Source organism: Mesorhizobium sp. ESP-6-4 (assembly GCF_020164735.1).
Lineage (GTDB): Bacteria > Pseudomonadota > Alphaproteobacteria > Rhizobiales > Rhizobiaceae > Mesorhizobium.
Genome location: NZ_JAIUGS010000012.1, coordinates 1 through 23,515 on the forward strand (window position 1 = coordinate 1; position 23,515 = coordinate 23,515).

23 protein-coding genes and 1 tRNA gene are annotated in these 23,515 nt (G+C 61.6%); 19 read left to right on the top strand and 5 right to left on the bottom strand.

Annotation, left to right across the window (positions count from 1 at the left end):
- Positions 1 to 303: 303 nt before the first annotated feature.
- Complete coding sequence (locus LB523_RS20265) at positions 304 to 1,197, top strand: alpha/beta fold hydrolase (RefSeq protein ID WP_224606329.1); 894 nt, start codon at positions 304 to 306, stop codon at positions 1,195 to 1,197.
- Positions 1,198 to 1,268: 71 nt separating this feature from the next.
- Here LB523_RS20265 and LB523_RS20270 read toward each other — a convergent pair whose 3' ends face one another.
- Together LB523_RS20270 and LB523_RS20275 are read right to left on the bottom strand one after the other, a co-directional pair.
- The gene (locus LB523_RS20270) at positions 1,269 to 2,342 is read right to left on the bottom strand and encodes a tyrosine-type recombinase/integrase (RefSeq protein ID WP_224606330.1); all 1,074 of its coding nucleotides are present in this window, start codon (positions 2,340 to 2,342) and stop codon (positions 1,269 to 1,271) included.
- 241 nt (positions 2,343 to 2,583) lie between these two features.
- Positions 2,584 to 3,798, bottom strand: a complete 1,215-nt coding sequence (locus LB523_RS20275; RefSeq protein WP_224606333.1) for a porin — start codon at positions 3,796 to 3,798, stop codon at positions 2,584 to 2,586.
- A 442-nt stretch (positions 3,799 to 4,240) separates the two neighbouring features.
- Here LB523_RS20275 and LB523_RS20280 point away from each other — a divergent pair.
- The 3 genes from LB523_RS20280 to LB523_RS20290 all read left to right on the top strand — a co-directional run bounded on the left by LB523_RS20280 (position 4,241) and on the right by LB523_RS20290 (position 5,961).
- Positions 4,241 to 4,331 (top strand) — tRNA-Ser (locus LB523_RS20280).
- 174 nt (positions 4,332 to 4,505) lie between these two features.
- The gene (locus LB523_RS20285) at positions 4,506 to 4,679 is read left to right on the top strand and encodes a GIY-YIG nuclease family protein (RefSeq protein WP_411966062.1); all 174 of its coding nucleotides are present in this window, start codon (positions 4,506 to 4,508) and stop codon (positions 4,677 to 4,679) included.
- Positions 4,680 to 4,779: 100 nt separating this feature from the next.
- The gene (locus LB523_RS20290; protein ID WP_140842538.1) at positions 4,780 to 5,961 is read left to right on the top strand and encodes a porin; all 1,182 of its coding nucleotides are present in this window, start codon (positions 4,780 to 4,782) and stop codon (positions 5,959 to 5,961) included.
- A 192-nt stretch (positions 5,962 to 6,153) separates the two neighbouring features.
- Here LB523_RS20290 and LB523_RS20295 read toward each other — a convergent pair whose 3' ends face one another.
- The gene (locus LB523_RS20295; protein WP_224606336.1) at positions 6,154 to 7,830 is read right to left on the bottom strand and encodes a tetratricopeptide repeat-containing sulfotransferase family protein; all 1,677 of its coding nucleotides are present in this window, start codon (positions 7,828 to 7,830) and stop codon (positions 6,154 to 6,156) included.
- A 233-nt stretch (positions 7,831 to 8,063) separates the two neighbouring features.
- On the opposite strand from LB523_RS20295, the gene LB523_RS20300 reads away from it, so the two are divergent.
- The 10 genes from LB523_RS20300 to LB523_RS20345 all read left to right on the top strand — a co-directional run bounded on the left by LB523_RS20300 (position 8,064) and on the right by LB523_RS20345 (position 18,305).
- Positions 8,064 to 9,176 (top strand): pyridoxal phosphate-dependent aminotransferase, encoded by a 1,113-nt coding sequence (locus LB523_RS20300; protein WP_224606339.1) that lies wholly within the window; start codon positions 8,064 to 8,066, stop codon positions 9,174 to 9,176.
- Between the two features lie 213 nt (positions 9,177 to 9,389).
- On the top strand, positions 9,390 to 9,671 hold the full coding sequence (locus LB523_RS20305; RefSeq protein WP_224606342.1) for an acylphosphatase: 282 nt from the start codon (positions 9,390 to 9,392) through the stop codon (positions 9,669 to 9,671).
- Positions 9,672 to 9,997: 326 nt separating this feature from the next.
- Positions 9,998 to 10,645 carry a TetR/AcrR family transcriptional regulator gene (locus LB523_RS20310; protein WP_224606345.1) on the top strand — a complete coding sequence of 216 codons (648 nt, stop codon included), beginning with the start codon at positions 9,998 to 10,000 and terminating at the stop codon, positions 10,643 to 10,645.
- Between the two features lie 42 nt (positions 10,646 to 10,687).
- Complete coding sequence (locus LB523_RS20315) at positions 10,688 to 11,851, top strand: isovaleryl-CoA dehydrogenase (RefSeq protein WP_224606348.1); 1,164 nt, start codon at positions 10,688 to 10,690, stop codon at positions 11,849 to 11,851.
- 1 nt (position 11,852) lies between these two features.
- Positions 11,853 to 13,460, top strand: coding sequence for a carboxyl transferase domain-containing protein (locus tag LB523_RS20320; protein ID WP_224606351.1), 1,608 nt, complete (start codon positions 11,853 to 11,855; stop codon positions 13,458 to 13,460).
- Positions 13,461 to 13,602: 142 nt separating this feature from the next.
- The gene (locus LB523_RS20325) at positions 13,603 to 14,310 is read left to right on the top strand and encodes a dual OB domain-containing protein (RefSeq protein WP_411966485.1); all 708 of its coding nucleotides are present in this window, start codon (positions 13,603 to 13,605) and stop codon (positions 14,308 to 14,310) included.
- Between the two features lie 79 nt (positions 14,311 to 14,389).
- Complete coding sequence (locus LB523_RS20330) at positions 14,390 to 15,013, top strand: DUF488 family protein (RefSeq protein ID WP_224606356.1); 624 nt, start codon at positions 14,390 to 14,392, stop codon at positions 15,011 to 15,013.
- A gap of 3 nt (positions 15,014 to 15,016) precedes the next feature.
- Positions 15,017 to 15,463: a DUF488 family protein gene (locus LB523_RS20335; protein WP_224606359.1), complete on the top strand. Its 447-nt coding sequence runs from the start codon at positions 15,017 to 15,019 to the stop codon at positions 15,461 to 15,463.
- 75 nt (positions 15,464 to 15,538) lie between these two features.
- The gene (locus LB523_RS20340) at positions 15,539 to 16,069 is read left to right on the top strand and encodes an O-acetyl-ADP-ribose deacetylase (RefSeq protein ID WP_224606362.1); all 531 of its coding nucleotides are present in this window, start codon (positions 15,539 to 15,541) and stop codon (positions 16,067 to 16,069) included.
- A 271-nt stretch (positions 16,070 to 16,340) separates the two neighbouring features.
- Positions 16,341 to 18,305, top strand: coding sequence for an acetyl/propionyl/methylcrotonyl-CoA carboxylase subunit alpha (locus LB523_RS20345; RefSeq protein WP_224606365.1), 1,965 nt, complete (start codon positions 16,341 to 16,343; stop codon positions 18,303 to 18,305).
- Positions 18,306 to 18,457: 152 nt separating this feature from the next.
- Here LB523_RS20345 and LB523_RS20350 read toward each other — a convergent pair whose 3' ends face one another.
- Both LB523_RS20350 and LB523_RS20355 read right to left on the bottom strand, forming a co-directional pair.
- A complete protein-coding gene (locus tag LB523_RS20350; protein ID WP_095766910.1) occupies positions 18,458 to 19,579 on the bottom strand; it encodes an ABC transporter substrate-binding protein in 1,122 nt (373 codons plus the stop codon).
- Positions 19,580 to 19,945: 366 nt separating this feature from the next.
- Positions 19,946 to 20,212 carry a sel1 repeat family protein gene (locus LB523_RS20355; protein WP_027164869.1) on the bottom strand — a complete coding sequence of 89 codons (267 nt, stop codon included), beginning with the start codon at positions 20,210 to 20,212 and terminating at the stop codon, positions 19,946 to 19,948.
- Positions 20,213 to 20,390: 178 nt separating this feature from the next.
- On the opposite strand from LB523_RS20355, the gene LB523_RS20360 reads away from it, so the two are divergent.
- The 5 genes from LB523_RS20360 (at position 20,391) to LB523_RS20375 (ending at position 23,466) form a co-directional block, all read left to right on the top strand.
- Positions 20,391 to 20,579 (top strand): hypothetical protein, encoded by a 189-nt coding sequence (locus LB523_RS20360; protein WP_224544152.1) that lies wholly within the window; start codon positions 20,391 to 20,393, stop codon positions 20,577 to 20,579.
- Positions 20,580 to 20,648: 69 nt separating this feature from the next.
- Positions 20,649 to 20,990, top strand: coding sequence for a DUF2147 domain-containing protein (locus tag LB523_RS20365; RefSeq protein ID WP_224529817.1), 342 nt, complete (start codon positions 20,649 to 20,651; stop codon positions 20,988 to 20,990).
- A gap of 347 nt (positions 20,991 to 21,337) precedes the next feature.
- Positions 21,338 to 21,472: a hypothetical protein gene (locus LB523_RS29285; protein WP_263490927.1), complete on the top strand. Its 135-nt coding sequence runs from the start codon at positions 21,338 to 21,340 to the stop codon at positions 21,470 to 21,472.
- Positions 21,473 to 21,538: 66 nt separating this feature from the next.
- Positions 21,539 to 21,733, top strand: coding sequence for a hypothetical protein (locus LB523_RS20370; RefSeq protein WP_095766908.1), 195 nt, complete (start codon positions 21,539 to 21,541; stop codon positions 21,731 to 21,733).
- Between the two features lie 275 nt (positions 21,734 to 22,008).
- Positions 22,009 to 23,466, top strand: coding sequence for an AMP nucleosidase (locus LB523_RS20375; RefSeq protein WP_224606368.1), 1,458 nt, complete (start codon positions 22,009 to 22,011; stop codon positions 23,464 to 23,466).
- Positions 23,467 to 23,515 lie beyond the last annotated feature (49 nt).

Genomic DNA, 23,515 nt, shown 5'->3' on the forward strand with positions numbered 1-23,515 from the left:
AAAACCGCCTCCCATGGCCTTCAAAAAACGCCTCATTAGCCCAACAAACAGAATTCACTCTCCCGTGCAAAGCCCTCCTTGTGGGAGAAGGTGGCCGCGAAGCGGCCGGATGAGGGGTGTTCCAGCTTGGCCAACGCGCTCGTCTAAAGGCGCAATCGCCGGCGTCTCACTCCGCTGGAACACCCCTCATCCGTCGCCTTCGGCGACACCTTCTCCCACAAGGGGAGAAGGAAGAACTCCCATTTGACGATCCCTGCCCTCGCCTGTAGCTGTCGATCACCCCTAGCGAGGAGCGGCATTGCGATGGCGAGCGGCGAAGGTTTCTCCGACTTCTTCTACGCCGCGCCAGACGGCCTGAAACTCCACGCCCAGATTTATGGCGAAGCGAATGCCGGCAGCTGGCCGGTCGTCTGCCTGCCCGGACTCACCCGTAACGCCCGCGATTTCCACGAACTGGCACTCCACCTCTCAAGCAAGGCGGAAAGGCCGCGAAAAGTCCTCGCCTTTGACTATCGCGGGCGCGGACAATCCGACCACGACCCGGATATCGGCCACTATAATGTCGGCGTCGAAGCCGGCGATGTCCTTGCCGGATTGTCGGCGCTCGGCATCGAGCAGGCCGCCTTCGTCGGCACGTCGCGGGGCGGCCTGATCATCCATGTGCTCGGCGCATTGAAGCCCGCCGTGCTGAAAGCCATCGTGCTCAACGACATCGGCCCGGTAATCGAGGCAGCGGGCCTGGCTCATATCCGCTCCTATCTCGACCCGGCGCCGAGACCGAAGACATTCGCCGAGGCGGTGGATGCTCAGCGCAGCGTGCATGGCGCCGATTTCCCGGGGCTGACCGACGCCGACTGGGCGCGGATGGTCCGGGCAATCTGCCGCGAGACGGAGGCCGGCTGGCTGCCGGATTTCGATCCGGCGCTGGTCGGGACGCTGGCCGGCGTCGATTTCAGCAAGCCGTTGCCGGATCTGTGGCCGCAGTTCGACGCTTTAGCCACCGTGCCGCTGCTTGCCATTCGCGGCGGCAATTCAAAACTATTATCCGCTGCGACCGTCGAGGAGATGGGAAGGCGGCATCCCGGCATGGAAACGATCACCGTCGAAGGTCAGGGACACGCGCCCTTTCTGGAAACCGGCACTCTGCCGCGGGAGATTGCGGATTTCCTTGATCGGGCAGAGCGCAAATCAAAATAAAGTAAAGCCCGAGACTAACTCAATCTCGGGCTTGTCGATAAAATATAGATTCGCCGACGCGCGCCGCTCGCCTATTTGCCCTTCGAGCTCTTGCGGCGCGCCTTCGCCGGTTCCGATCCGCTCTGCTTCCGAGCCGTCTTGACGGGTGACGGCGCGGTCAACGGAGACGCAAAAACCGAGCTCTCCGCCGGGCGCGGGGCCTCGTCGGTACGCGGCTTCTCCAGAACGACGACGCAGCCATCGAGGTCGTTGGTGGCGAGATGCGCGTAACGCATGGTCATCGACAGCGTCTGGTGGCCGAGCCACATCTGCACGCGCCTTATATCGATGCCGCCCTGAACGAGGCGGGAGGCGCAGGTGTGGCGCAGGATATGCGGCACCACCTGTTCATCGGCGCCAAGACCGACTTCCGCTTTCGCTTCGTTCCAGATGGCGCGGTACTGCGCCTGCGTCAGTTTGGTGAAGGGACCTTTCGGCCGGCGCCCTTCCGTGTTTGGCGGCAGCTTGATCACCTCCTTGACCCGCTCGGTCATCGGAATGGTGCGGCTGCGGCCCGATTTGGTGATCCAGAAGGAAACGCGGTGCTCCTGAATGTCGTTCCAGATCAGGCCGAGCGCCTCGCCGAGGCGGCAGCCGGTATCGACCAGAAAGACGGAGAGCCTGTAGGCGTCCTCGCTGCGGCTCTTGATGGCAGCGAACAGCCTTGTCTCTTCGTCCCTTTCGAGGAAACGAATCCGTCCCGCCCGCTCCTTCTGGCGGCGGAACTCGGGCAGGCTGTGGATATCTCCCATCTTATGAGCCTTGCGCAGCAGCTTGCTGAGTGCAGCCATCTTGCGATTGATGGTTGCGTTGCTGTTTCCGCGCTGGCGCAAGGTACCGATAAGATTGTCCAAGGTGTTCTGGTCGAAGGTGCTGAAACGTTCTCCGAGAAGGATCTCGTCTATTTCACCGATGAACGAGCTGACATTGTATTTATGCCGCCCATCATCCCAGAGTATATCCCGGTATGCTGCAAAGAGTTCCCCGATCCTGTACGATTTTACTTCCCGGATCTTGTTGTAGGTGTACCTAAACTTCGAATTCTGAGAAGAAAATACCGCAAATTGACCAGAGGGCTCCCCCTCTTGAATCGCTTCGTTCGACATTTTTAGCCACACCCCCTGTGGTTAAGCTTTCAGCCCTAACCGTTCGGAGATGTCCTTTCAAGAGTTTTCGAATCTTGCAGCCGACCCCATCCGCCAGTGGCGGATCCCACAAAGTCGCTCCACAGACCCGATCAGCTTACCGTTTCACCCCCATCCTTTCGTTTGCTTCGACCAATCGCGAAAACAAAACGGCCCGGGCATTTGACGCCCGGGCCGGATTTCAGTTGTTGCAGTCCGGCCCTTAGAAGGAGCGCTGGAAGCGGAGCATGCCGCCGATGGCGTCGTCTTCGCCAGCAGAAATACCGGTCCAGTTGTGGTTCGTGCCACGGGTATCGGCTTCGTCGATCTTGCCTGCATTGACGTAGTCAACTTCGGCCGTAACCGTAAAGCCGGGAACGATGTCGTAGGCGATGTTGGCGGCGATGCCGAGGTTCTCACCTTCGTCATACGAGATCTGAGCGTTGAACGAGGTCTTCTCGTTGAACTTGTAGGTGCCACCGCCCCACACTGCCCAGTTTTCGTCCCACTGCTTGTAGAAGCCGCGACCGCCAGCTGCGAAGGCATAGGTCGGGTCCGACAGGTTGTCATCGGAGCCATAGCCGCCCATGATGAACAGCGAGATGGCGTCGTTGACGTTCACGTCCAAGCGGACCTTGCCGGCAACTTCCTCGTAGTTGCTGTCGTAAGCGACAACGCCGGTGATGGCGCCCCACCCTTGAGTCCACTTCACGCCGCCGACGACATGCGGAACGTAGCTGTCGATCGTGCCCACGCCGTAGGAGCCGTCCGTGCCGCCGCCCGAGCCTTCTTCGAGCGAGATCACGGCCGAGAAGCCGTTGCCGGCGTCGAAGTAGTACTGGACGACGTTGGTGTCGAAATCGCCGTAGGGAACGAGCGTATCCTGGATGACGTTGCCGGCATAGCCGATGAACGTGTTGAAGGCCGATTCGTCCTTACCGACGCGGAGGCCGCCGAGCTGGATCCAGGCGAAGTTCAGCGAAGTGCCCTTGTTGAAGGCCGGATTGACGGAGTTGGTGAGCGGACCGGTGCCATCAGGATCCGCGCCCAGATCGGCGTTGCGGTTGCCGAAGTTCCAGCGGGTCTCAGTGTAGGTCTTCAACGTGCCGAGCTCGGTCTCCTGGCCGGTCCAGGTCTTCAACGTGAAGCGGGCATTCTTGTAGAAGGTGTCGTTGCTGCCGCGGTCCTCAACATCGGCGGACGTCGCGCCATCGAACGCACCGACGTCGCCGACGCCGATGTCGTAACGGACATAGCCGCCGATGCGCAGGCAGGTTTCGGTGCCGGGGATGTAGAAGTAGCCCGAGCCGTAGACGTCGCAGATCTTGACGTATTCAGCCGGTTCCGGCTCGGCGACGGTCACCGCGTCGGCGGCGCGGGCGCCCGAAACTGCGATCAGGGCCGCAGCTGAGCCGAGAAGAAGGCTCTTGATGTTCATTTTCTGACCTCCAGTCAAAAGTTAAAAAACGGGTCTGGGTATTTTTTGCTGAAGGACAGCGTTCCCTGCCCCATCCCCACTACCGAAAAAGATGCGCACCGCGCCGCTCCTTCGAACGTGACCTTTACCCAGGCCGCGGCGGGGTTCAACCACGATCGTATCGGCGAAAGCCCTATCCGGATGCTATCCCCGGACGTTGTTGCACAAATGACACGATTTGGCCTCACTCCGAAAGTTCTCATTAACCAATCAGGCTTTGCAGCCGGTCGAATCCGGCGATGGACGGCCGAAATTGCGGCGCCAGCCCCGAGTCGCCGGGCAGGGAATCGCCATGGAATCGCCGCATGGCTCCGCCCGCCGAGCTGCACCATGCCGAATTTTCGGCGATTATGGCGCCGGCTTGTTGATTGTGCCGACGCTTTTCTTTATCCAGCGGCGCGACGGAGAGGTGGCCGAGTGGTCGAAGGCGCTCCCCTGCTAAGGGAGTAGAGGTCAAAAGCTTCTCGTGGGTTCGAATCCCATCCTCTCCGCCATCCTGCTTCGCTCTCCGAGCTTCGCAGGACAAGCCCAACTTTCGAGCGAAGCAGGATGGCGGAGAGGATGCCCTCCAAAGCCTTGGCGAAGGAGGGCCGGTTCGTGTGGTATGTCTATCTGCTTGAGAGCGAGGCTTCGGAAGGCGAGCGCGCTATATCGGCATAACGTCCGATTTGAAGAAGCGGATTGCCGAGCACAATGCTGGGAAGTCCAGTCACACTTCCAAGTTTCTCCCGTGGCGAATCGTGACCTACTTGGCCTTTTCGAGCCAGGCGAAGGCGGCTTCATTGGAGCGCTATCTCAAATCCGGATCCGGACACGCGTTCGCCAGCAAACGCCTCTGGTAGCGCTCACCATAGCAAAAAGCACCGCAATAACAAAGCACTGACAGCGACTGCGATCGAGCGAACGCATCGCTTGCGTTCGATTCTGACTGGAGGTCAGAAAATGAACATCAAGAGCCTTCTTCTCGGCTCAGCTGCGGCCCTGATCGCAGTTTCCGGTGCCCGCGCCGCCGACGCGGTGACCGTCGCCGAGCCGGAACCGGCTGAATACGTCAAGATCTGCGACGTGTACGGCTCGGGCTACTTCTATATCCCCGGCACCGAGACCTGCCTGCGCATCGGCGGCTATGTCCGTTACGACATCGGCCTCGGCGACGTCGGTTCATTCGACGGCGCGAAGAATGTCGACCACCAGGACGGCGACATCCACAGCACCTGGTACAAGAACACCCGCTTCACGCTGAAGACCTGGACCGGCCAGGAAACCGAGCTCGGCACGTTGAAGACCTACACCGAGACACGCTTCAACTTCGGCAACAACAATCGCGGCGCATCCTTCAACCCGGTCACAGGTGGTTATGTCGACAATCCGGCGGGCAACAAGAACGTCTCGCTGAATTTCGCCTGGATCCAGCTCGGTGGTCTGCGCGTCGGTAAGGACGAATCGGCCTTCGACACGTTCATCGGCTATGCCGGCAACGTCATCCAGGATACGCTGGTCCCCTATGGCGACTTCGACACCAACGTCGTCCAATATTACTTCGACGCCGGCAACGGCTTCTCGGCGGTGGTTTCGCTGGAAGAAGGCGCAGGCACTGTCGGCACGATCGACAGCTATGTTCCGCATGTCGTAGGCGGCGTGAAGTACACGCAGGGCTGGGGCGCCATCACCGGCGTCGTGGCCTACGATAGCAACTATGAGGAAGTCGCCGGCAAGGTCCGCTTGGACGTGAATGTCACCAATGAACTGTCGCTGTTCGGCATGTTCGGCTACGGCAGCGACAACAATCTGAGCGACCCGACCAACGTCATCGACGCCCGTGGTCGCGGCTTCTACAAGATCTGGGGCGGCAACTGGGCATTCTGGGCCGGCGGCACCTACAAGTTCAACGAGAAGACCTCGTTCAACCTCCAGGTGTCGGGTGACGAGGACAAGAACTACGGCGTGGCGGCGAACGTCGCCTACGACATCGTTCCCGGCTTCACGGTCACCGCCGAAGTCGACTACGATCACTTTGGCAAGTTTGACCAGTGGAACGCCGATCCCACCTCGACCGTCAACTTCACCGGTGCGGACAAGAAGAACAGCGTCGGCGGCCTGCTCCGCTTCCAGCGTTCGTTCTAACAGGCATTGCCTGATCGAAATCGATAACCCGGCGGGCAACCGCCGGGTTTTTCTTTCTCCCTTCCAGCACCCCGGCACCGTTTGCACAAAGCGCTGCATTCGGCGCGATCGCCGGAATTGCACGCTATCGGAGCCTTGGAGACTGAGCACTCAGCGCAGAGAGCGCTATGGCTCCGCGCGAATTGCTACTGGTCAAACCTCAGCAAGATCTCCCAACGCTTCGATCAGAGGCTGGATCTCGCTCTCGTAATTCTTCCAGCGCTTGACCGACGACTTGTAGATCGGCTGGCGGACCTGCCAATTGCTATAGGTGTTTACTGAGCCAGCCCTGTCAAAGAAACGCAAGCAGGCTTTGTCCCAGGGCAGCCCGAGATAATCTATCAAGCGCCGCGACTGCTCCTCCTGGTTCTCGATCAGTGTCTCGTACTGGTTTTCGAAGATGCGCCCGGGGAGGACCTTGCTCCAATGCCGCATCAGCCGGTCATATTCCCTGTAGTAGAGCCCCAGTGTCTCGAGATCTGCGCTATAGCTATGCGCTTCACTGAACTGCAGGACGAAACAGGAGATGCAATTGTCGATAGCGTCGCGGCGACAATGAATGATGCGCGCGTTGGGAAACAAAATGGCGACAAGGCCGATCAGCTCGAAATTGTGGGGCATCTTGTCGATGATTCGGAGCGAATCGGGCGCTCGCTCGCGCAGATAGGCAAGATGCTCCGCTGCCAGCGTCTCGGTCAGTTCGGGAGTAATCGTCGCGACCGATTTGCCGAGATTCGCCTCGGAACGATGTGCGAGGCCGATCCCATTGGCCATTCGTCTAAGCTTGCTGAGCTCGCCGGCACCGTGAACATCAGGATGGCTGGCGCAGATCTGCTCCGTCAGCGTCGTGCCGGAGCGAGGCATGCCGACGACGAATACGGGCGCCTCCGAGGCATTGCCGCAAGCGGCCATTGAAGCCACCAGTTCGGGCGTGAAGGTTTCGATCATGGCGTCGACCCAGCGACGATAGCTTCCGATGTCGAATATTTGGCCCCTAGCCCGATTCCCTTGCTTGAAGTGGTCTATCGCCTCCCTGTAGCGATGGAGGTCGTTAAGCAGCTTCCCTGCAGCGTGATGGAGGGCCGCCGCTCCTTCCGCTCCATGGGCCGGGTCCCGAAGCTCCGCTAGAATTGCCGCGAGCTCCGGCGGCTCTTCCGTGAATTTACGCGTCTGCACCAATGCACTGTAGGCAGCCGGTACCGCGATCCGCCGCTCTATCGCCTCTTTCAAATGAACCGCGGCTTCGTCCATACGGCCGAGACTTGCGAGCGCGCGGGGCAACCCCAACCGGGCCAGAGGATGATCTCGGTCGATCTTGAGCGCCTTCTCAAAGAGCGGCAGCGCCATTTCTCCCTTGTCAAACGAGTTGTAGGTATCGCCCAAGGCGCAAAGAGCTTCCACCAGGTCAGGCTTCAACGCCAAGGCCTGCTGAATGTGCCTGATTGCCGGCGTAAATTCGCTGAGCTTCAGATAGGTTTCGCCAAGGCTAAGGTGGTAGTAGGGATTCCGCGGCTCCTCTGCGACCGCCCGCGCGAAATACCGCAAGGCTTTCTCGTTGTCGTATCCGAGTCCGAGAGTTCCCAGGATATAGAATGCCAGCGGATCGTTTGGGGTTCTTGCCAGAACCTTGAGACAGAGTTCCTCGGCCTCCGGCAATTGCTCGGCTTTTTGCAGCTCGAGTGCCTGCCTCAACAGCATATCGTCGGCCTGCGCTCGCGATGGAGCGGCCTGCGTCTTGGCTTTCGGCAGCGCAGCCCTCGGCGGCGGCGCCTTGGCCGAAGGTCGAGTCTTGAGGTGCTTTGCCCAAGCGGGCGGCAATCGGTTGCTCATCCTGCCTCGCTAGCAAAAGCGGCACGCAGAATCCAGCAATACGTCGTCCGCATCGAATTCGGAGGCCAACGGCAACGCCTGCCGCTCCGTTCACCAGACCCATGCAAGCGGCAAACCTCTCAAGACCTGACGGCGCGTGCCGGTCAAGCCAGCCGATTTCAGCTTGTCACCCAACTTGCACCCACCCCTCACCCACGCTAGCAAGAAGACCCTTTCTCAAGCGAGCCTGTGCCATGCTTCGTCGCCCTTCCCTCACGCCGATCATCGGCGCGCTTCCCACCACGGTGCCGTTCGTCGGGCCGGAGGCGCAGGAGCGCGAGCGCGGGCGGCCGTTTCGCGCCCGCATCGGCGCCAATGAAAGCAGCTTCGGGCCTTCGCCGCGCGTCATCGCGCGTATGGAGAGCGTTGCCCGCGACCAGTGGATGTATTGCGATCCCGACAATTACGAGCTGAAGGTGGCGGCTGCCGCGCATCACGGCGTGGCGATCGAAAACGTGGTCGTGGGCGAAGGTATCGACGGCCTGCTCGGGCTGGTGGCGCGCATGTATGTCGGCCCTGGCGACGCGGTGGTCACCTCGTTCGGCGCCTATCCCACCTTCAATTTCCATATTGCCGGCGTCGGCGGCCGCCTGGTGACGGTTCCCTATGCCAATGACAAAGAGGACCTGGACGGGCTTCTCGCCAAGGTCGCGAGCGAAAAGGCGCCGCTGGTCTATCTTTCGAACCCCGACAATCCGATGGGAAGCTGGTGGGAGGCGCCGGATGTCGTTCGCTTCATCGAAGCGCTGCCGGAAACCACCATGCTCGTGCTCGATGAGGCCTATGGCGAGCTGGGACCGGCCTCGGCGCTGCCGGCGATCGATGTCGCGCGGCCGAACGTCATTCGCATGCGCACCTTCTCCAAAGCTTACGGCCTGGCCGGCATACGCTGCGGCTACGCGGTGGCGGAAGCGGAGGTGATCCGCGACTTCGAGAAGATCCGCAATCATTATGGCGTCAGCCGCATGGCGCAGATCGCCGGCCTCGAGGCGCTTGCCGACCAGGACTATCTGCGCTCGGTGGTGGCGCGGGTGGCGGCAGGCCGTGAGCGTATTTCAGCCGTCGCCAGGCAGAACGGCCTGAAGCCGTTGCCGTCGGCAACCAATTTCGTCACCATCGACTGCGGTCGCGACGGCGCCTTCGCGCTGAAGGTGATGCAGGGCCTCCTGTCGCGCGACGTGTTCATCCGCAAGCCGATGGTGCCGGTGCTGGACCGCTGCATCAGGGTCAGCGTCGGGCTCGACCGTGAGCTCGACATCTTCGCCGAGGAATTGCCGGGCGCCTTGGCGGCGGCGCGAGGGAACTAGGGTGTGTTGATATTCAGGTGATGCCAGCCTGCAAATGCTGGTTTTCTGCGCTTCCGGTGCTCACGGACCCGAATGTCCGCTCCGCTCCGGTTCTCGAAAGCCACCATTTTCGGCTTGGCCTGACCTGAATCTCAACACACCCTAGCCCAAGCCCCTGTTGCCTTTGCCCCTTGCTGTGCCAGATTCCGCCAAGCGCAACGCGGAGCACAGGCAATGCAAGGCGAACATAGAATCGTTCGGGCGCGCGTTTCCGGTACGGTTCAAGGTGTGAGTTACCGCGTCTGGGCGCGCGCAGAAGCGATGCGTCTCAGGCTGACGGGTTGGGTGCGCAACGAACATGACGGTTCGGTCAGCGCACTGATCGCCGGCGCCGATGCCGCTGTCACGGCGATGATCGAACGCCTGTGGCAAGGGCCGCGGGGCGCGCTCGTCTCGAATGTCGAGGTCGAGGAGGCGGCCGAAGAGGCGCCTGTGGATTTCAGGATCATCGTTTAGTGGCACTGCGCAGGGATTTTGACCAGTCGGCTTTGTTTGCGTTCGCAGGCGGCATGCGTTGGAGATCGGCCGAAACGCCCATCGCGATCGTCATTCCAGGGCGGACCAGGAGCGAAGCTCCGTCGCGAAGACCCTGGAATCCATGCCGTTACCTTCCCCAAGGATCGCAACGGAGCAGAATTCTGCACCGTGGCGGCAAACGGCAACCTTTCAAAATCGCTTATCAGGGAACTAGTCTCATTTCACCTCCGCAAACCAGAGCGGGGATAACGTTTGCACCTTGAATTAATTGAACGTTCGTTTTATTATTGCTGCCAGAGGCAAACATGGCACGCACCACAGGTTCCGACGGGGAGAAAACCGAAGCGGCCGTTCGCGAGGCGGCGGTCAGCCTGATCGCGCGCCTCGGCTACGAGGCGATGTCGATGCGGCAGCTGGCGGCCGAGGTCGGCGTGCAGGCGGCGGCGCTCTATCGCTACTTCCCGACCAAGGAAGATCTGCTTTTCACCTTAATGCGAGAGCATATGGAAGGTCTGCTCAAGGCCTGGGAAACGGCGCGTCCGGCTCGCGCCGATCCGGTCACCCGGCTCACCGCCTATGTCGAAAACCACATCGCTTTCCACATCGGGCGGCGTCACGCCACCCATGTCTCCAACATGGAATTGCGCAGCCTTTCGCATGAAAGGCTGACGCAGATCCTCAAAATGCGCACGGCCTATGAGAAGGAACTGCGCACGATCCTGCGCGACGGCGCCGAGGTTGGTGTCTTTCAGGTCGACGACACCGGGCTCACTGCCATGGCGCTGATCCAGATGATGACCGGCGTCATCGTCTGGTTCCGGCCGGGCGAGCGGCTGTCGATCGCCGAAGTCACGGCATCATATCTTTCGATGACAATGCGCCTGGTCGGCGCGACAATCAGCCATGGCAGCGCGCGTCCCTCGGGGCGCGCCAGGGACGCCGTGGCACTCTGATACGGCGCGATCTCCGCGAAGACCGGCGCAGGGAGGAACGGCATGTACACGAATACGCTGAACTTCGGACTTGATAGCGACATCGAGGCGCTGCGCGACACAGTGAGGCGCTTCGCCCAGGACAGGATCACGCCGATCGCGGCCGAGATCGACCGTTGCAACGAATTTCCCGCGCATCTTTGGGGCGAGCTCGGCGCGCTCGGCCTGCTCGGGATCACCGCCGATCCGGACTTCGGCGGCAGCGGCATGGGCTATCTCGCGCATGTCGTCGCCATGGAGGAGATTTCGCGTGCGTCCGCCTCGGTCGGCCTCTCCTACGGCGCGCACTCGAACCTCTGCGTCAACCAGATCAACCGCTGGGCCACCCCGGCGCAGAAGGAGAAGTACCTGCCTGCCCTTTGCTCGGGCGAGACGGTCGGCGCGTTGGCGATGTCGGAACCAGGCGCCGGCTCGGACGTGGTGTCGCTTCGCCTGCGCGCCGAAAAGCGCAACGACCGCTACGTGCTCAACGGCTCGAAAATGTGGATCACCAACGGCCCGGACGCCGGGACGATGGTGGTCTATGCCAAGACCGATCCGGAACGCCATGCGCGCGGCATCACGGCTTTCATCGTCGAGAAGACGATGGCCGGCTTTTCGGTGGCGCAAAAACTCGACAAGCTCGGCATGCGCGGTTCCAACACCGGCGAGCTGGTGTTCGAGGATGTCGAGGTGCCATTCGAGAACGTGCTGCATGAGGAAGGACGCGGCGTCGAGGTGCTGATGTCGGGGCTCGACTACGAGCGCGCGGTGCTGTCCGGGGGCCCGATCGGGCTGATGGCGGCCTGCCTCGACGTCGCTGTGCCCTATGTGCATGAGCGCAAGCAGTTCGGCCAGCCGATCGGCACCTTCCAGCTGGTGCAGGGCAAGCTCGCCGACATGTACTCGACGATGAACGCCGCGCGGGCCTACGTCTACGCGGTTGCAGCCGCCTGCGACCGCGGCGAGACCTCGCGCAAGGACGCCGCCGGCTGCGTGCTGTTCGCCGCCGAGAAGGCGACGCAGATGGCGCTCGACGCCATCCAGCTGCTCGGCGGCAACGGCTACATCAACGACTATCCGACGGGGCGGCTGCTGCGCGACGCCAAGCTCTACGAGATCGGCGCCGGCACCAGCGAAATCCGCCGCTGGCTGATCGGACGCGAGATCATGGCGGAGGGGGTTTAACGTGGCCACACTGCAAACTCAAATTTCCCCCTCCTCCGACACCTTTCGCGCCAATGCGGAGCGCATGCGGGCGCTGGTCGCCGACATCGCCGAGAAGGCGGCAAGCGTCGAGCGAGGCGGCTCGGACGAAGCCCGCGAACGCCACGTCTCACGCGGCAAGCTGTTGCCGCGTGAGCGGCTGGCGCAACTGCTCGACACCGGCTCGCCCTTCCTCGAGGTCGGGCAGTTCGCGGCATGGTCGATGTATGGCGAGGACATTGCGTCGGCCGGCATCATCACCGGCGTCGGCCGCGTCGAGGGCACCGAAGTTATGGTCGTCGTCAACGACGCCACGGTGAAGGGCGGCACTTATTATCCGCTGACGGTGAAGAAGCATCTCAGGGCGCAGGAGATCGCGCTGCAGAACAACCTGCCTTGCGTCTATCTGGTCGACAGCGGCGGCGCCAACCTGCCCAACCAGGACGAGGTGTTTCCCGACCGCGAGCATTTCGGCCGCATCTTCTACAACCAGGCCAATATGTCGGCCGCCGGCATCCCGCAGATCGCCTGCGTCATGGGTTCCTGCACGGCGGGCGGAGCCTATGTGCCGGCGATGTCGGACGAGACCATCATGGTGCGCAACCAGGCGACGATCTTCCTCGGCGGCCCGCCGCTGGTGAAGGCCGCCACCGGGGAAGATGTCAGCGCCGAGGAGCTCGGCGGGGCCGATGTCCACACCAGGCTCTCCGGGGTCGCCGACCACTATGCGATGGACGACGAGCACGCCTTGGCCATTTGCCGGCGCATCGTCAAGAACCTGAATCGGAACAAGGCTCTAAAACTCAATCTGCAGAAACCGGTGCCGCCGCTTCATGATCCGAGCGAACTTTACGGCATCGTGCCGACGGATCTGCGCCAGCCATATGACGTGCGCGAGGTGATCGCGCGTCTCGTCGACGGCTCGGAGTTCGACGAGTTCAAGCAGAATTACGGCGCGACGTTGGTCACCGGCTTTGCCCATCTGCACGGCATGCCGGTCGGCATCATCGGCAACAACGGCGTGCTGTTTTCCGAAAGCGCGCTCAAGGGCGCGCATTTCATCGAGCTTTGCTGCCAGCGCGGCATCCCGCTGATTTTCCTGCAGAACATCACCGGCTTCATGGTCGGCCGAAAATACGAGGCCGGCGGCATCGCCAAGGACGGCGCCAAGCTGGTGATGGCGGTCGCCACCGCAAGGGTGCCGAAGCTCACGGTGATCATCGGCGGCTCGTTCGGCGCCGGCAATTACGGCATGTGCGGCCGCGCCTATTCGCCCCGCTTCCTGTGGATGTGGCCGAACGCGCGCATCTCGGTGATGGGTGGCGAGCAGGCGGCCACGGTGCTCGCCATGGTCAAGCGCGAGGGCATCGAGCGTAAGGGCGGTGAATGGAGCGCCGAGGAGGAGGCGAAGTTCAGGAAGCCGATCCTGATGAAATACGAGCATGAGGGTCACCCGCTCTATTCCTCGGCCAGGCTCTGGGACGACGGCATCATCGATCCGGCCAGGACCCGCGACGTGCTGGCGCTCAGCCTTTCGGCGGCGCTCAATGCCGGAATAGAGGCGACGAAATTCGGCGTGTTCAGGATGTGATCGAAACGTTGGCAGCAATGCCGTGCGCCAACCGCAAGCGTCCAAGCACAATATTCCTGCGGAAACGTTCGAATAGTCCACTTTGGCTGAATGACAATTGGAAGTTTAGGCGCTAGCATTGTCATCAGTTTGGGAGGGGTTTATGGCTACGTATGAGATCATAGTTACTGACGTAACTTGCTATGGCACATTGTATTGCGTCGCTGGATGGGACCGAATCGGAGGCGGGATGATTCGTCCCGAACCTCCAAGTGCCTCAGCGATCAATGAAGTATCCCGCTTTTGGGAAGGTAATTTTGCTGGACCAGGGCGATTTTTTTCAGTTGGGAATATCGTCAGACTCGAAGCATCTCCGCCACCCGCAAACTTTGCATTCCCACATGCCACGGAGGATCGGCTCGTTGATCTTTCGAAGCCGATGGATATCCTTGGGCAACTCACTTTGGTACAAACCGCGCAAGCCGTGGCTGGCGGAACTTCTCCGACACTTGAAGCGGCATTTGACGGTGGCCTCGTTCGGGCGGCATCTACCAAAGCATACGTGCTTGAGGGACACATCGGTCGATCACTCGGCGCGATCGAAATCACTGCTGATCGGATACAATTTCACGTGGCCACTAATCCAAATAATGGAAAGCAGCAGCTTCGTGCCCACATAGCCGCAGGCAATCACTATTACGATCTTTCGGTACCGGCGGACGCGGCACGAGGGCGTTGGAAGACGAGCGGACTTGCGTCGTTGCAAGACGATGCGAATGCGAGCAATCGCATCCATGTACGAGTTGGACTGTCGCGACCGTTCGCAGGCAACCCGTGCTATTCGCAAGTGAACGGCCTATATTTCTTGTGAAAAATTCACTTGTGCGAACGTCTGGCGCGGCATCTGCGCTTTTTTTGGCGTACCGATGGAATGTGCACAGGAGGCTCAAATGACACACCGACGAGAGATTCTGACCATTGGGCACTCGACGCTGAGCTATGAGCAATTCCTTCACCTGTTGCGCCGCGCCGGGGTCACTGCCGTAGCGGATGTAAGGTCGGCCCCATATTCTCGGCACTTTCCACATTTTAACCGCGACGCGCTACGGCAGGAACTGCGCCAAGACAACATCGATTATCGATTTGTTGGTGAGAAGTTGGGGGGCCGGCCGGCAGACAAGACTTTTTTTTGCGAGGGAGTGGCCGACTACGAGAGAATGGCCATGGCACCCGCATTCAAGCAAGGACTGGAACTTGTGGTTGAAGGTGCCAAGAAACACCGCATTGCGATTATGTGCTCAGAACATGATCCGCTTGACTGCCACCGCTGCCTGCTAGTGAGTCGGGCATTGGCCGAGCGTGGGATGCTAATAAAACATATCCTGTCGGACGGAAGTATCGTTGGCCATAACGAAATCGTTGAGCGCCTGCTGAGGCTTGAGGGGAAATTGGGTGACGACCTCTTTCTTTCACAAAGTGAACGATTGGCAGCAGCCTACAGGAAAAGAGCACGAAAGGTAGCTTACGCAGAACGGCCGCCAAGCGACCCCGCAAATCAAGTTGCCGCGGAGTAATTGATGGGTAGAGTTGACGTTTCCACTATCGGATTCACGAAAACGAACGCTGAAGACTTTTTCGAACGTTTGCTCGCAGCAGGTGTGAAGAAGGTCGTCGACGTGCGCCTGCACAATACGTCTCAACTAGCGGGCTTCGCCAAGGCAGACGATCTAGCCTACTTTCTAAAAAAGATCGGCGGTATTCAGTACGTTCATGAGCCTTTGCTCGCTCCCACCGACGTAATCTTGAAGTCCTATAAAAAAGAGAAAGGCGACTGGGGTGTCTACGAAAGGCGCTTTTTGACTTTGATGGCAGAACGAAAGGTCGAGCAGCGCCTAAAGCCCGACATGTTGGACAGCACGTGTCTACTATGCTCGGAGGCAACCCCTCATCACTGCCACAGGCGCTTAGTCTGTGAGTACCTAAACGACAAGTGGGATGGCCGCCTGACGGTAAAGCACTTGTAGATTCAGATCATCCTGTCACAAGTTGCTCAATGCCGGGGTCGAGGAGACGAAGTTCGGCGTGTTCAGGATGTGACGATGAGCGCTATCGGCGACAGGATCCGCGTTCACACCGGCGACATCACCAAGCTCGCGGTCGACGCCATCGTCAATGCCGCCAACTCCTCACTGCTGGGCGGCGGCGGCGTCGACGGCGCCATCCACCGCGCCGCCGGGCCGGAGCTGCTCGCCGAATGCCGCACGCTTCATGGCTGCGAGACCGGCGATGCCAAACTGACCAAGGGCTATCACCTGCCGGCGCGCTACGTCATCCATACGGTCGGTCCGGTTTGGCAAGGCGGCGGCAATGGCGAGGCCGAGCTGCTCGCCTCCTGCTACCGGCGCTCGCTCGAGATCGCGCTCGGCCACAATTGCCGAACGGTGGCATTTCCGGCGATCTCGACCGGCATCTATGGCTATCCGAAAGACCAGGCGACGGAGATCGCCGTTGGTGCCGTAAGCACCTTCCTGAGGCAAAATGCGCTGCCGGATACGGTTACTTTCTGCTGCTTCGACGAGCAGACGGCGGAGTTATATCGGCAGGCCGTTGCGGCCATTGGGGAGAGCTGACCTTGGAGCAAAAGGCTCAGTACAGGCAAATTCAGATGAACAGCTGGAGAGGCTGGCGGGACAGCACCCCCCTCTGTCCTGCCGGACATCTCCCCCGCAAGGGGGGAGATCAGCAGCTTGGCCCTTCCGCGATCCTTCCGACGCTGGAGATTGGCGAAAGCCATCGCGACAGCCAATCTCCCCCCTTGCGGGGGAGATGTCCGGCAGGACAGAGGGGGGTGTCCAAGCGCCGTGCTTCTCCTTCGGTTCGGACCTTGCTCGCGGAGGCTCCATGTTCGGCAAGATCCTGATTGCCAATCGCGGCGAGATCGCCTGCCGCGTCATCCGAACCGCCCGCAGGCTCGGTGTGCGCACCGTCGCCGTCTATTCGGACGCGGATGCCCGCGCGCTCCATGTCGAGATGGCCGACGAGGCCGTGCATATCGGCCCCTCGCTCGTCGGCGAAAGCTATCTGCGCGGCGACAGGATCGTGGCGGCGGCGCTCGCCACCGGCGCCGAGGCCATCCATCCCGGCTACGGCTTCCTGTCGGAAAACCCCGATTTCGTCGATCAGGCGACGGCGGCAGGCCTTGTCTTTATCGGTCCTTCCGCCGCCTCGATCCGTGCCATGGGATTGAAGGACGCCGCCAAGCGGCTGATGGAAAAGGCCGGCGTGCCGGTGGTGCCGGGTTATCACGGCGAAGCGCAGGAAATCGTGCTGCTTGCGTCCAAGGCGCGCGAGATCGGCTACCCGGTGCTGATCAAGGCGCGCGCCGGCGGCGGCGGCAAGGGCATGCGGCGCGTCGACCACCCCGACGATTTCACGGAGGCGCTTTCCAGCGCGCGTCGCGAGGCAAAGGCGGCGTTCGGCGACGATCGCGTGCTGGTGGAAAAATATGTCGACAAGCCGCGCCACATCGAAGTGCAGGTGTTCGGCGACAATTTCGGCAACGCCGTGCATCTTTTCGAACGCGACTGCTCGGCGCAGCGCCGCCACCAGAAGGTGATCGAGGAAGCGCCCGCCCCCGGCATGACGCCGGCGCTGCGCAAGGCGATGACGGAGGCGGCCGTGAAGGCCGCCAAGGCGATCAATTATTCGGGCGCCGGCACGATCGAGTTCATCGTCGACGCCTCTCAGGGGCTCAAGGCGGACCGCTTCTGGTTCATGGAGATGAACACCCGACTGCAGGTCGAGCATCCCGTCACCGAGATGGTCACCGGCGTCGATCTCGTCGAATGGCAGCTTCGCGTCGCGTCCGGCGAAACGCTGCCGAAGACGCAGAATGAGATCGCTTTGTCCGGCCACGCTTTCGAGGCCCGCCTCTATGCCGAGGACGCAGCGAGAGGGTTCCTGCCGGCGACCGGCACGCTGCATCATCTCAAATTCCCCGACGCGGCGCCGGAAGGTGCCGCGATACGCATCGAGACCGGCGTGCGCGCCGGCGATGCGATCTCTCCCTTCTATGATCCGATGATCGCGAAGCTGGTAGCGCACGGCAAGGATCGGGCGTCGGCGCTCGGCACGCTGCGCGAGATGCTGGCGCGGACGGAAGTGGCTGGCTCGACCGTCAACACCGCCTTCCTGGCGGCGCTCGCTGCCGACGCCGACTTCGCTGCCGGCGATCTCGATACCGGGCTGATCGGCCGGCACCAGGCGGCGCTCACCGCCATTCCCCCGCCGAGCGACGAGACGATCGCCGCCGCGGCGCTTGCCGCGACGGATACCGGCGCGCCGGGACCCGCCGCCGACCCCTGGTCGACGCTTTCCAGCTATGCCCATTTCCACCCGCTCTCGCGCCGCACCCGCTTGCGCTATGGCGAGGAGAACATCCTGGCGCGGGTTTCGGCACGCTCCGACGGCCGCTTCCAGGTGGCGCTGGAGGCGCCGCACGACGCGGTGAACACGCATGATTTGAGGACCATGCCGCCTGCCGCCCGCTGGCCCGGCCATGTCACCGTCTTCGAGGGCGCGGTCGGTTATACGTTCACGGTCCCCGATCCGCTCGCCAACGCCGACGAGGCCGGAGCCGCTTCAAGCAGCCTGCGCGCGCCGATGCCGGGGCTGGTCAAGCTGGTGCGCGCCGCGGCGGGCGATGCAGTGATCAAGGGCCAGCCGCTTTTGATCCTCGAAGCGATGAAGATGGAGCACATGATCGCCGCCCCGCATGACGGCGTGATCGCCGAGATCGCGGCCGAGGGCGCGCAGGTCAGCGACGGCACGGTGCTGGTGCGGTTTGCGGAGAATGGGCAGGGCTGAAGCGCCACATCGTCTTGGATCGTCAACGGGACAAACTGGCTAGGACCGGCGGGACGTGGGGGCGTCGTAGAGCGCAGTCGTACTGGATAAGCAGAGCCAAAAAACGAAAATGGCCGGGGCGAGCCCGGCCATTTTCTCGATCGCAGAACCGATTACGGCTTGATCGGCGCGTATTTGCCGTCGTGCCACTGGTTGATGTCGTAGCTGGCGTTCTTCAGATCGCCCTTCTCGTCGAAGATGACGTCGCCGACCACGGTGCTGATCGGCTTGCCGTCCTTGAGCGCCTCGGCGACCTTGGCCGGATCGTCGGTGCCGGCCCGCTTGACGCCTTCGGCCACAGCCTGGATCACGGCATAGGAGAACAGCGTGAAGCCCTCGGGCGTGAAGCCGCCGGCCTTGATCTTGGCGACCGCGTCCTTCGCTTCAGGCTTGGCCTGCGGGTCCGACGGGAAGACGAACATGGTGCCTTCACCGGCCGGGCCGGCAACCTGCCAGAATTCCGGCGAAGCGATCGAGTCCGGCATGATCAGCTGGAACTTGACGTTCTGCTCGGCCGCCTGACGCAGGATCAGACCCGCCTCGGGGTGATAGCCGCCGAAATAGACGACGTCGGCCTTCAGTTCCTTCAGCTTGGTGACGAGGGCCGAATAGTCCTTCTCACCGGCATTGATGCCCTCGTAATCGACTTCCTTGAGACCGCCGGCATTCATCGTCGCCTTCACGGCGTCGGCAACGCCCTGGCCGTAGGCGCTCTTGTCGTGCAGGACGACAACGTTCTTGCCGGCGTATTTCTTGGCGATCCAGGGGCCGATGAAGGCGCCCTGCGCGTCGTCACGCGTGTAGAGGCGCATGATGGTCGGCCAGCCGGCCTTGGCGGCGGCGTCGGTCAGCACCGGGTTGGACGAGGCGGGGCTCATCATCAGCGTGCCGGCTTCGGCATAGACGGCCGAGGCCGGAATGCTGGAGCCCGAGCAGGCATGGCCGTCGACGAATTTGACGCCGTTGGCGACGATGCGGTTGGCGACCGAGACCGCCTGCTTCGGATCGCACTGGTCGTCTTCGATGTCGAGCTTGATCTGGGAGCCGTTGACGCCGCCAGCCGCATTGATCGCGTCGGCGGCGGCCTGCGCGCCCTGCTTGAACTGGTCACCGATGGTGGCGAGCTGGCCGGTCATGGGGCCGACCACCGAAATGGTGATGTCGTCGGCGAAGGCAACCGGGGCGCTCATCATCAGGCCAAAAGCGGCCGCGCTCAAAATACCCAATTTTTTCATGACTATAAGAACTCCTCCACTTGCGCGTGCCGATCCGGCCGCGCTTCTTCCACAGAGCCGGGACAATTTCACCCTTCGCCGAAACTGTCGAGAGGACAGTGAGGCCGGCTTTGGTTCATTCCGACGAGGATTTCTTGGGCCACGCGCCTGATTGCCAGGCGTAATGCAAAAAGCCGCGCCGACCTTGTTTCGGTCGGTCACGGCTTTTGCAGTCGAGCTCCCCAGACGCCCCCGCGCCTGAAACCCGCTCGCTTCCCTGTTTTTGCGTGGCTTCGGTTGTCTCAACCCGCCACGTTCTCGTTCTTCTTGGCCGGCCGTCTTTTCGCGGCCTTGTCCCGATGAGCTCTGAGCGCTGCGCGCTGAGGATCAGTGCATCGTCATCCATTCGCGGGCTTCGCGCAGCGCCGTGGCGATCTCGACTTTCGACATAGTGGCCGACAGTTCCGAGCGCAGCTCGGCGGCGCGGGCCGAGCCCTTGATCGCGGCGATGTTGAACCATTTGTGGGCGGCAACGACATCGGTCTCGCAATCGCGGCCCGTCGCATACATCATGCCCAGTTCGAAAAGAATGTCGGCCTGGGCAGTTGCCCCCATGGCGCCGAAGCCGTCCTCAAGCATTTCAAAGCGTGCCATTTCAATCCCCTGTCTGGCTCCCGAGAGCTGCCTCCTTTTCCCTTGGTATCCCTCGGGGCGAGCCGCTCTTTCGATGCTTTCGAGGATGACGGCTGGCCTTGAATCCGTCGTTAAATGGCTTGCTTAATTTGAGGAAAACAAAGCTAAAACAAGAGGTAAACGCGGAAAACCGTTAAGCATGGGAATCCAGCGTTTCAGCCATTTTGCGTCAAATTCGATGAAAATTGCCGGCGGCGGAATCAAGACTTCGCTAACCACGGAAACCGAAGCGTTTTTCGATCGCGTTTATTTTCAGTCGGCCGCGCGGCGAAAATCCTTGCAACCTTCCGTCGCGGCACCGCTTTCGTTTTGGCGGCGGCTGGATTAGCTTTACCTTTGCGTAAGGGGCAGGTAGGCGGACTGGAGCCCGCCGCAACCCTATAGGGAGGTGGACACGATGTTTCGAAAGCTGACTGTGGCCCTGGCGGCCACCTTGATCATGGCGGGCGCCGCATGCGCCGACCCGATCGAAGGCAACTGGAAGACGCAGGCCGGCGACACCGCGGCGATCGGCGGGAGCGGTTCTTTCTCGATCACGCTCAAGACCGGCAAATACGCCGGCAAGACGATCGGCTCGCTGAAGGCGGCCGGCGACAACAAATATGCCGGCAGCATCACCGACCCGGCAAACGACAAGACCTATTCCGGCAAGGCGACGCTCTCGGGCACCGCGCTCAAGATGAGCGGCTGCGTGCTCGGCGGCCTGATCTGCAAGAGCCAGACCTGGCACAAGCTCTAAGCGCCAAACTCCAGACCATACGAGACGGCCAAGGGGCGTTTCACCGTTTTTGCGGAACGGTGAAACGCCCTATTTCCTTGTCTGACGCAATCCCGGACGGAAAACCGCTCACACTTTTCCTGGAATTGCGTCTTTGTTTGACGCAATCCGAACGGAAAACCGCTCACACTTTTCCTGGAATTGCTCTACGCGGCCCCGTTTTCTATTGCAGCGACAGCGCTCCGCCGCGCTGTGGCACCGGCACCGTGCAAGACCCTCGTCAATCAATTTGAACCGCAGATGAATACCGGTCTCAGAACCGGTTCAGAGGCCGTCAGGCATTTTCTCCCGCATTGAAGGAGAGAGAAATGCTTGCCCGTCGCTTCACCATCGTCTGCCTGCTGATGAGCCTGTTCGGCATGCTCTTCGCCATCCTGGTGGCGGAGGCCGGTCATTCGGCACGCCCTTGGGAACGGCCGGTGCCCGCATTGTCGGCCTTGTGAACCAAATCGAGCGCTGAAACGACAAAGCTTAAAATCGACCAAGCTGGAAACCGGGATACCACCAAAATGAATCGCATCGCCGACAATGCAACAAAGATCCTCCGGCTGCTGCCGCGGGCGATGCTTATCCTGATGCTGCTGGCAGCCCCGGTGCTGGCGGTGCCGATGATGCGGGCCGATACAAGCCATAGGATCGAGGCGCCGCCGCACAAGAACACCAGCGTAGGCTTCGTGTTGCTGATCAGCCTGCAGCGGGGGTAGGTGTGACGATATTCAGGTGAGGCCGGCCTGCGAAACGCGGCTTCCTGCGCTTCCGGTGCTCACGTAGCTCAAGTACGCTCCGCTCCGGTTCTCGGAATCCACCTTTCTCGACTCGGCCTGACCTGAATCGCGTCACATCTTGAATCGGAGCGATAACAAAAAATCTCCAGCTGGGTTGCGGTTCCTGTCCGCTCACCCCTCCCAACAGCTCTTCCAAATCTCTATATTGGGCCATGGAAAAGCGAATCTACCCCCAAGCCATCGACTCGGTCGTCATGCCGGAGCCCTTCGGCAAGCAGGACTTCCACGACGCCAGAAAGGCCGTCGCGGCGCTGCAGGCGCTGTACGACCGCAACACCAAATTCCTGCGCGATTCTTTCTCGGCCCTTGCCGCGGGCGGAGATGAAAGCAAGCGCTACCGGGCCTTCTATCCGCAGATCGGCGTCACCACGACCTCGTTCAGCCAGGTCGACTCGCGCCAGGCCTATGGCCATATGCCGACGCCCGGCCATTTCGCCACCACGATCACGCAGCCGCAACTGTTCGAGAACTATCTCATCGAGCAGCTTCGGCTCATCATGCGCAATCACGGCGTGACGGTGACGGTCTCGGAATCGACGACACCCATCCCGCTGCATTTCGCCTTCCTGGAAGGCACCTATGTCGACGGCGCCGCCGCCGAGCGCATCAAGCGACCGATCCGCGACCTGTTCGACGTGCCCGATCTCGACGGCACCGACGACCAGATCGCCAACGGCACCTTCGAGGTGGCGTTCGGCGAGCCGCGGCCGCTGGCGCCTTTCACCGCGCAGCGCATCGATTATTCGCTGCACCGCATGACGCATTACACGGCGACCAGCCCGCAGCACTTCCAGAACTTCGTGCTGTTCACCAATTACCAGTTCTACATCGACGAATTCGTGGCGCGCGCCCGCGAGTTGATGGCCAATGGCGACAGCGGCTATGTCGAGTTCGTCGAACCCGGCAATGTCGTGACCAGGAACGGGGAGACGGTCCCGGAAGGAACGCCGCCGCACCGCCTGCCGCAGATGCCGGCCTACCACCTGAAGAAGCCGGGCCATGGCGGCATCAGCATGGTCAATATCGGCGTCGGCCCGTCCAACGCCAAGACCATCACCGACCACATAGCGGTGCTGAGGCCGCATGCCTGGGTGATGCTTGGCCACTGCGCCGGGCTGCGCAACACGCAGGCGTTGGGCGACTATGTGCTGGCGCATGCCTATGTGCGCGAGGACCATGTGCTCGACGACGACCTGCCGGTCTGGGTGCCGATCCCGCCGCTGGCCGAAATCCAGGTGGCGCTGCAGGAGGCGGTCGCTGAAGTGACCGGCCTGTCGGGCTACGACCTCAAGCGCATCATGCGCACCGGCACCGTCGCCACCATCGACAACCGCAACTGGGAGCTGCGCGACCAGCGTGGACCGGTGCAGCGCCTGTCGCAGTCCCGGGCCATCGCGCTCGACATGGAATCGGCCACCATCGCCGCCAACGGCTTCCGCTTCCGGGTGCCTTACGGGACGCTGCTGTGCGTTTCCGACAAGCCGCTGCATGGCGAGCTGAAGCTGCCCGGCATGGCGACCGAGTTCTACAAGCGGCAGGTGGCGCAGCATCTGACCATCGGCATCAAGGCGATGGAGAAGCTGGCCGAAATGCCGATGGAGCGGCTGCATTCGCGCAAGCTCAGAAGTTTTTCCGAAACGGCATTCCAATAACCGCACGCCTGCCAGCGACCGGCGAGGCAATCGGTCGTCTTGCTTGGGC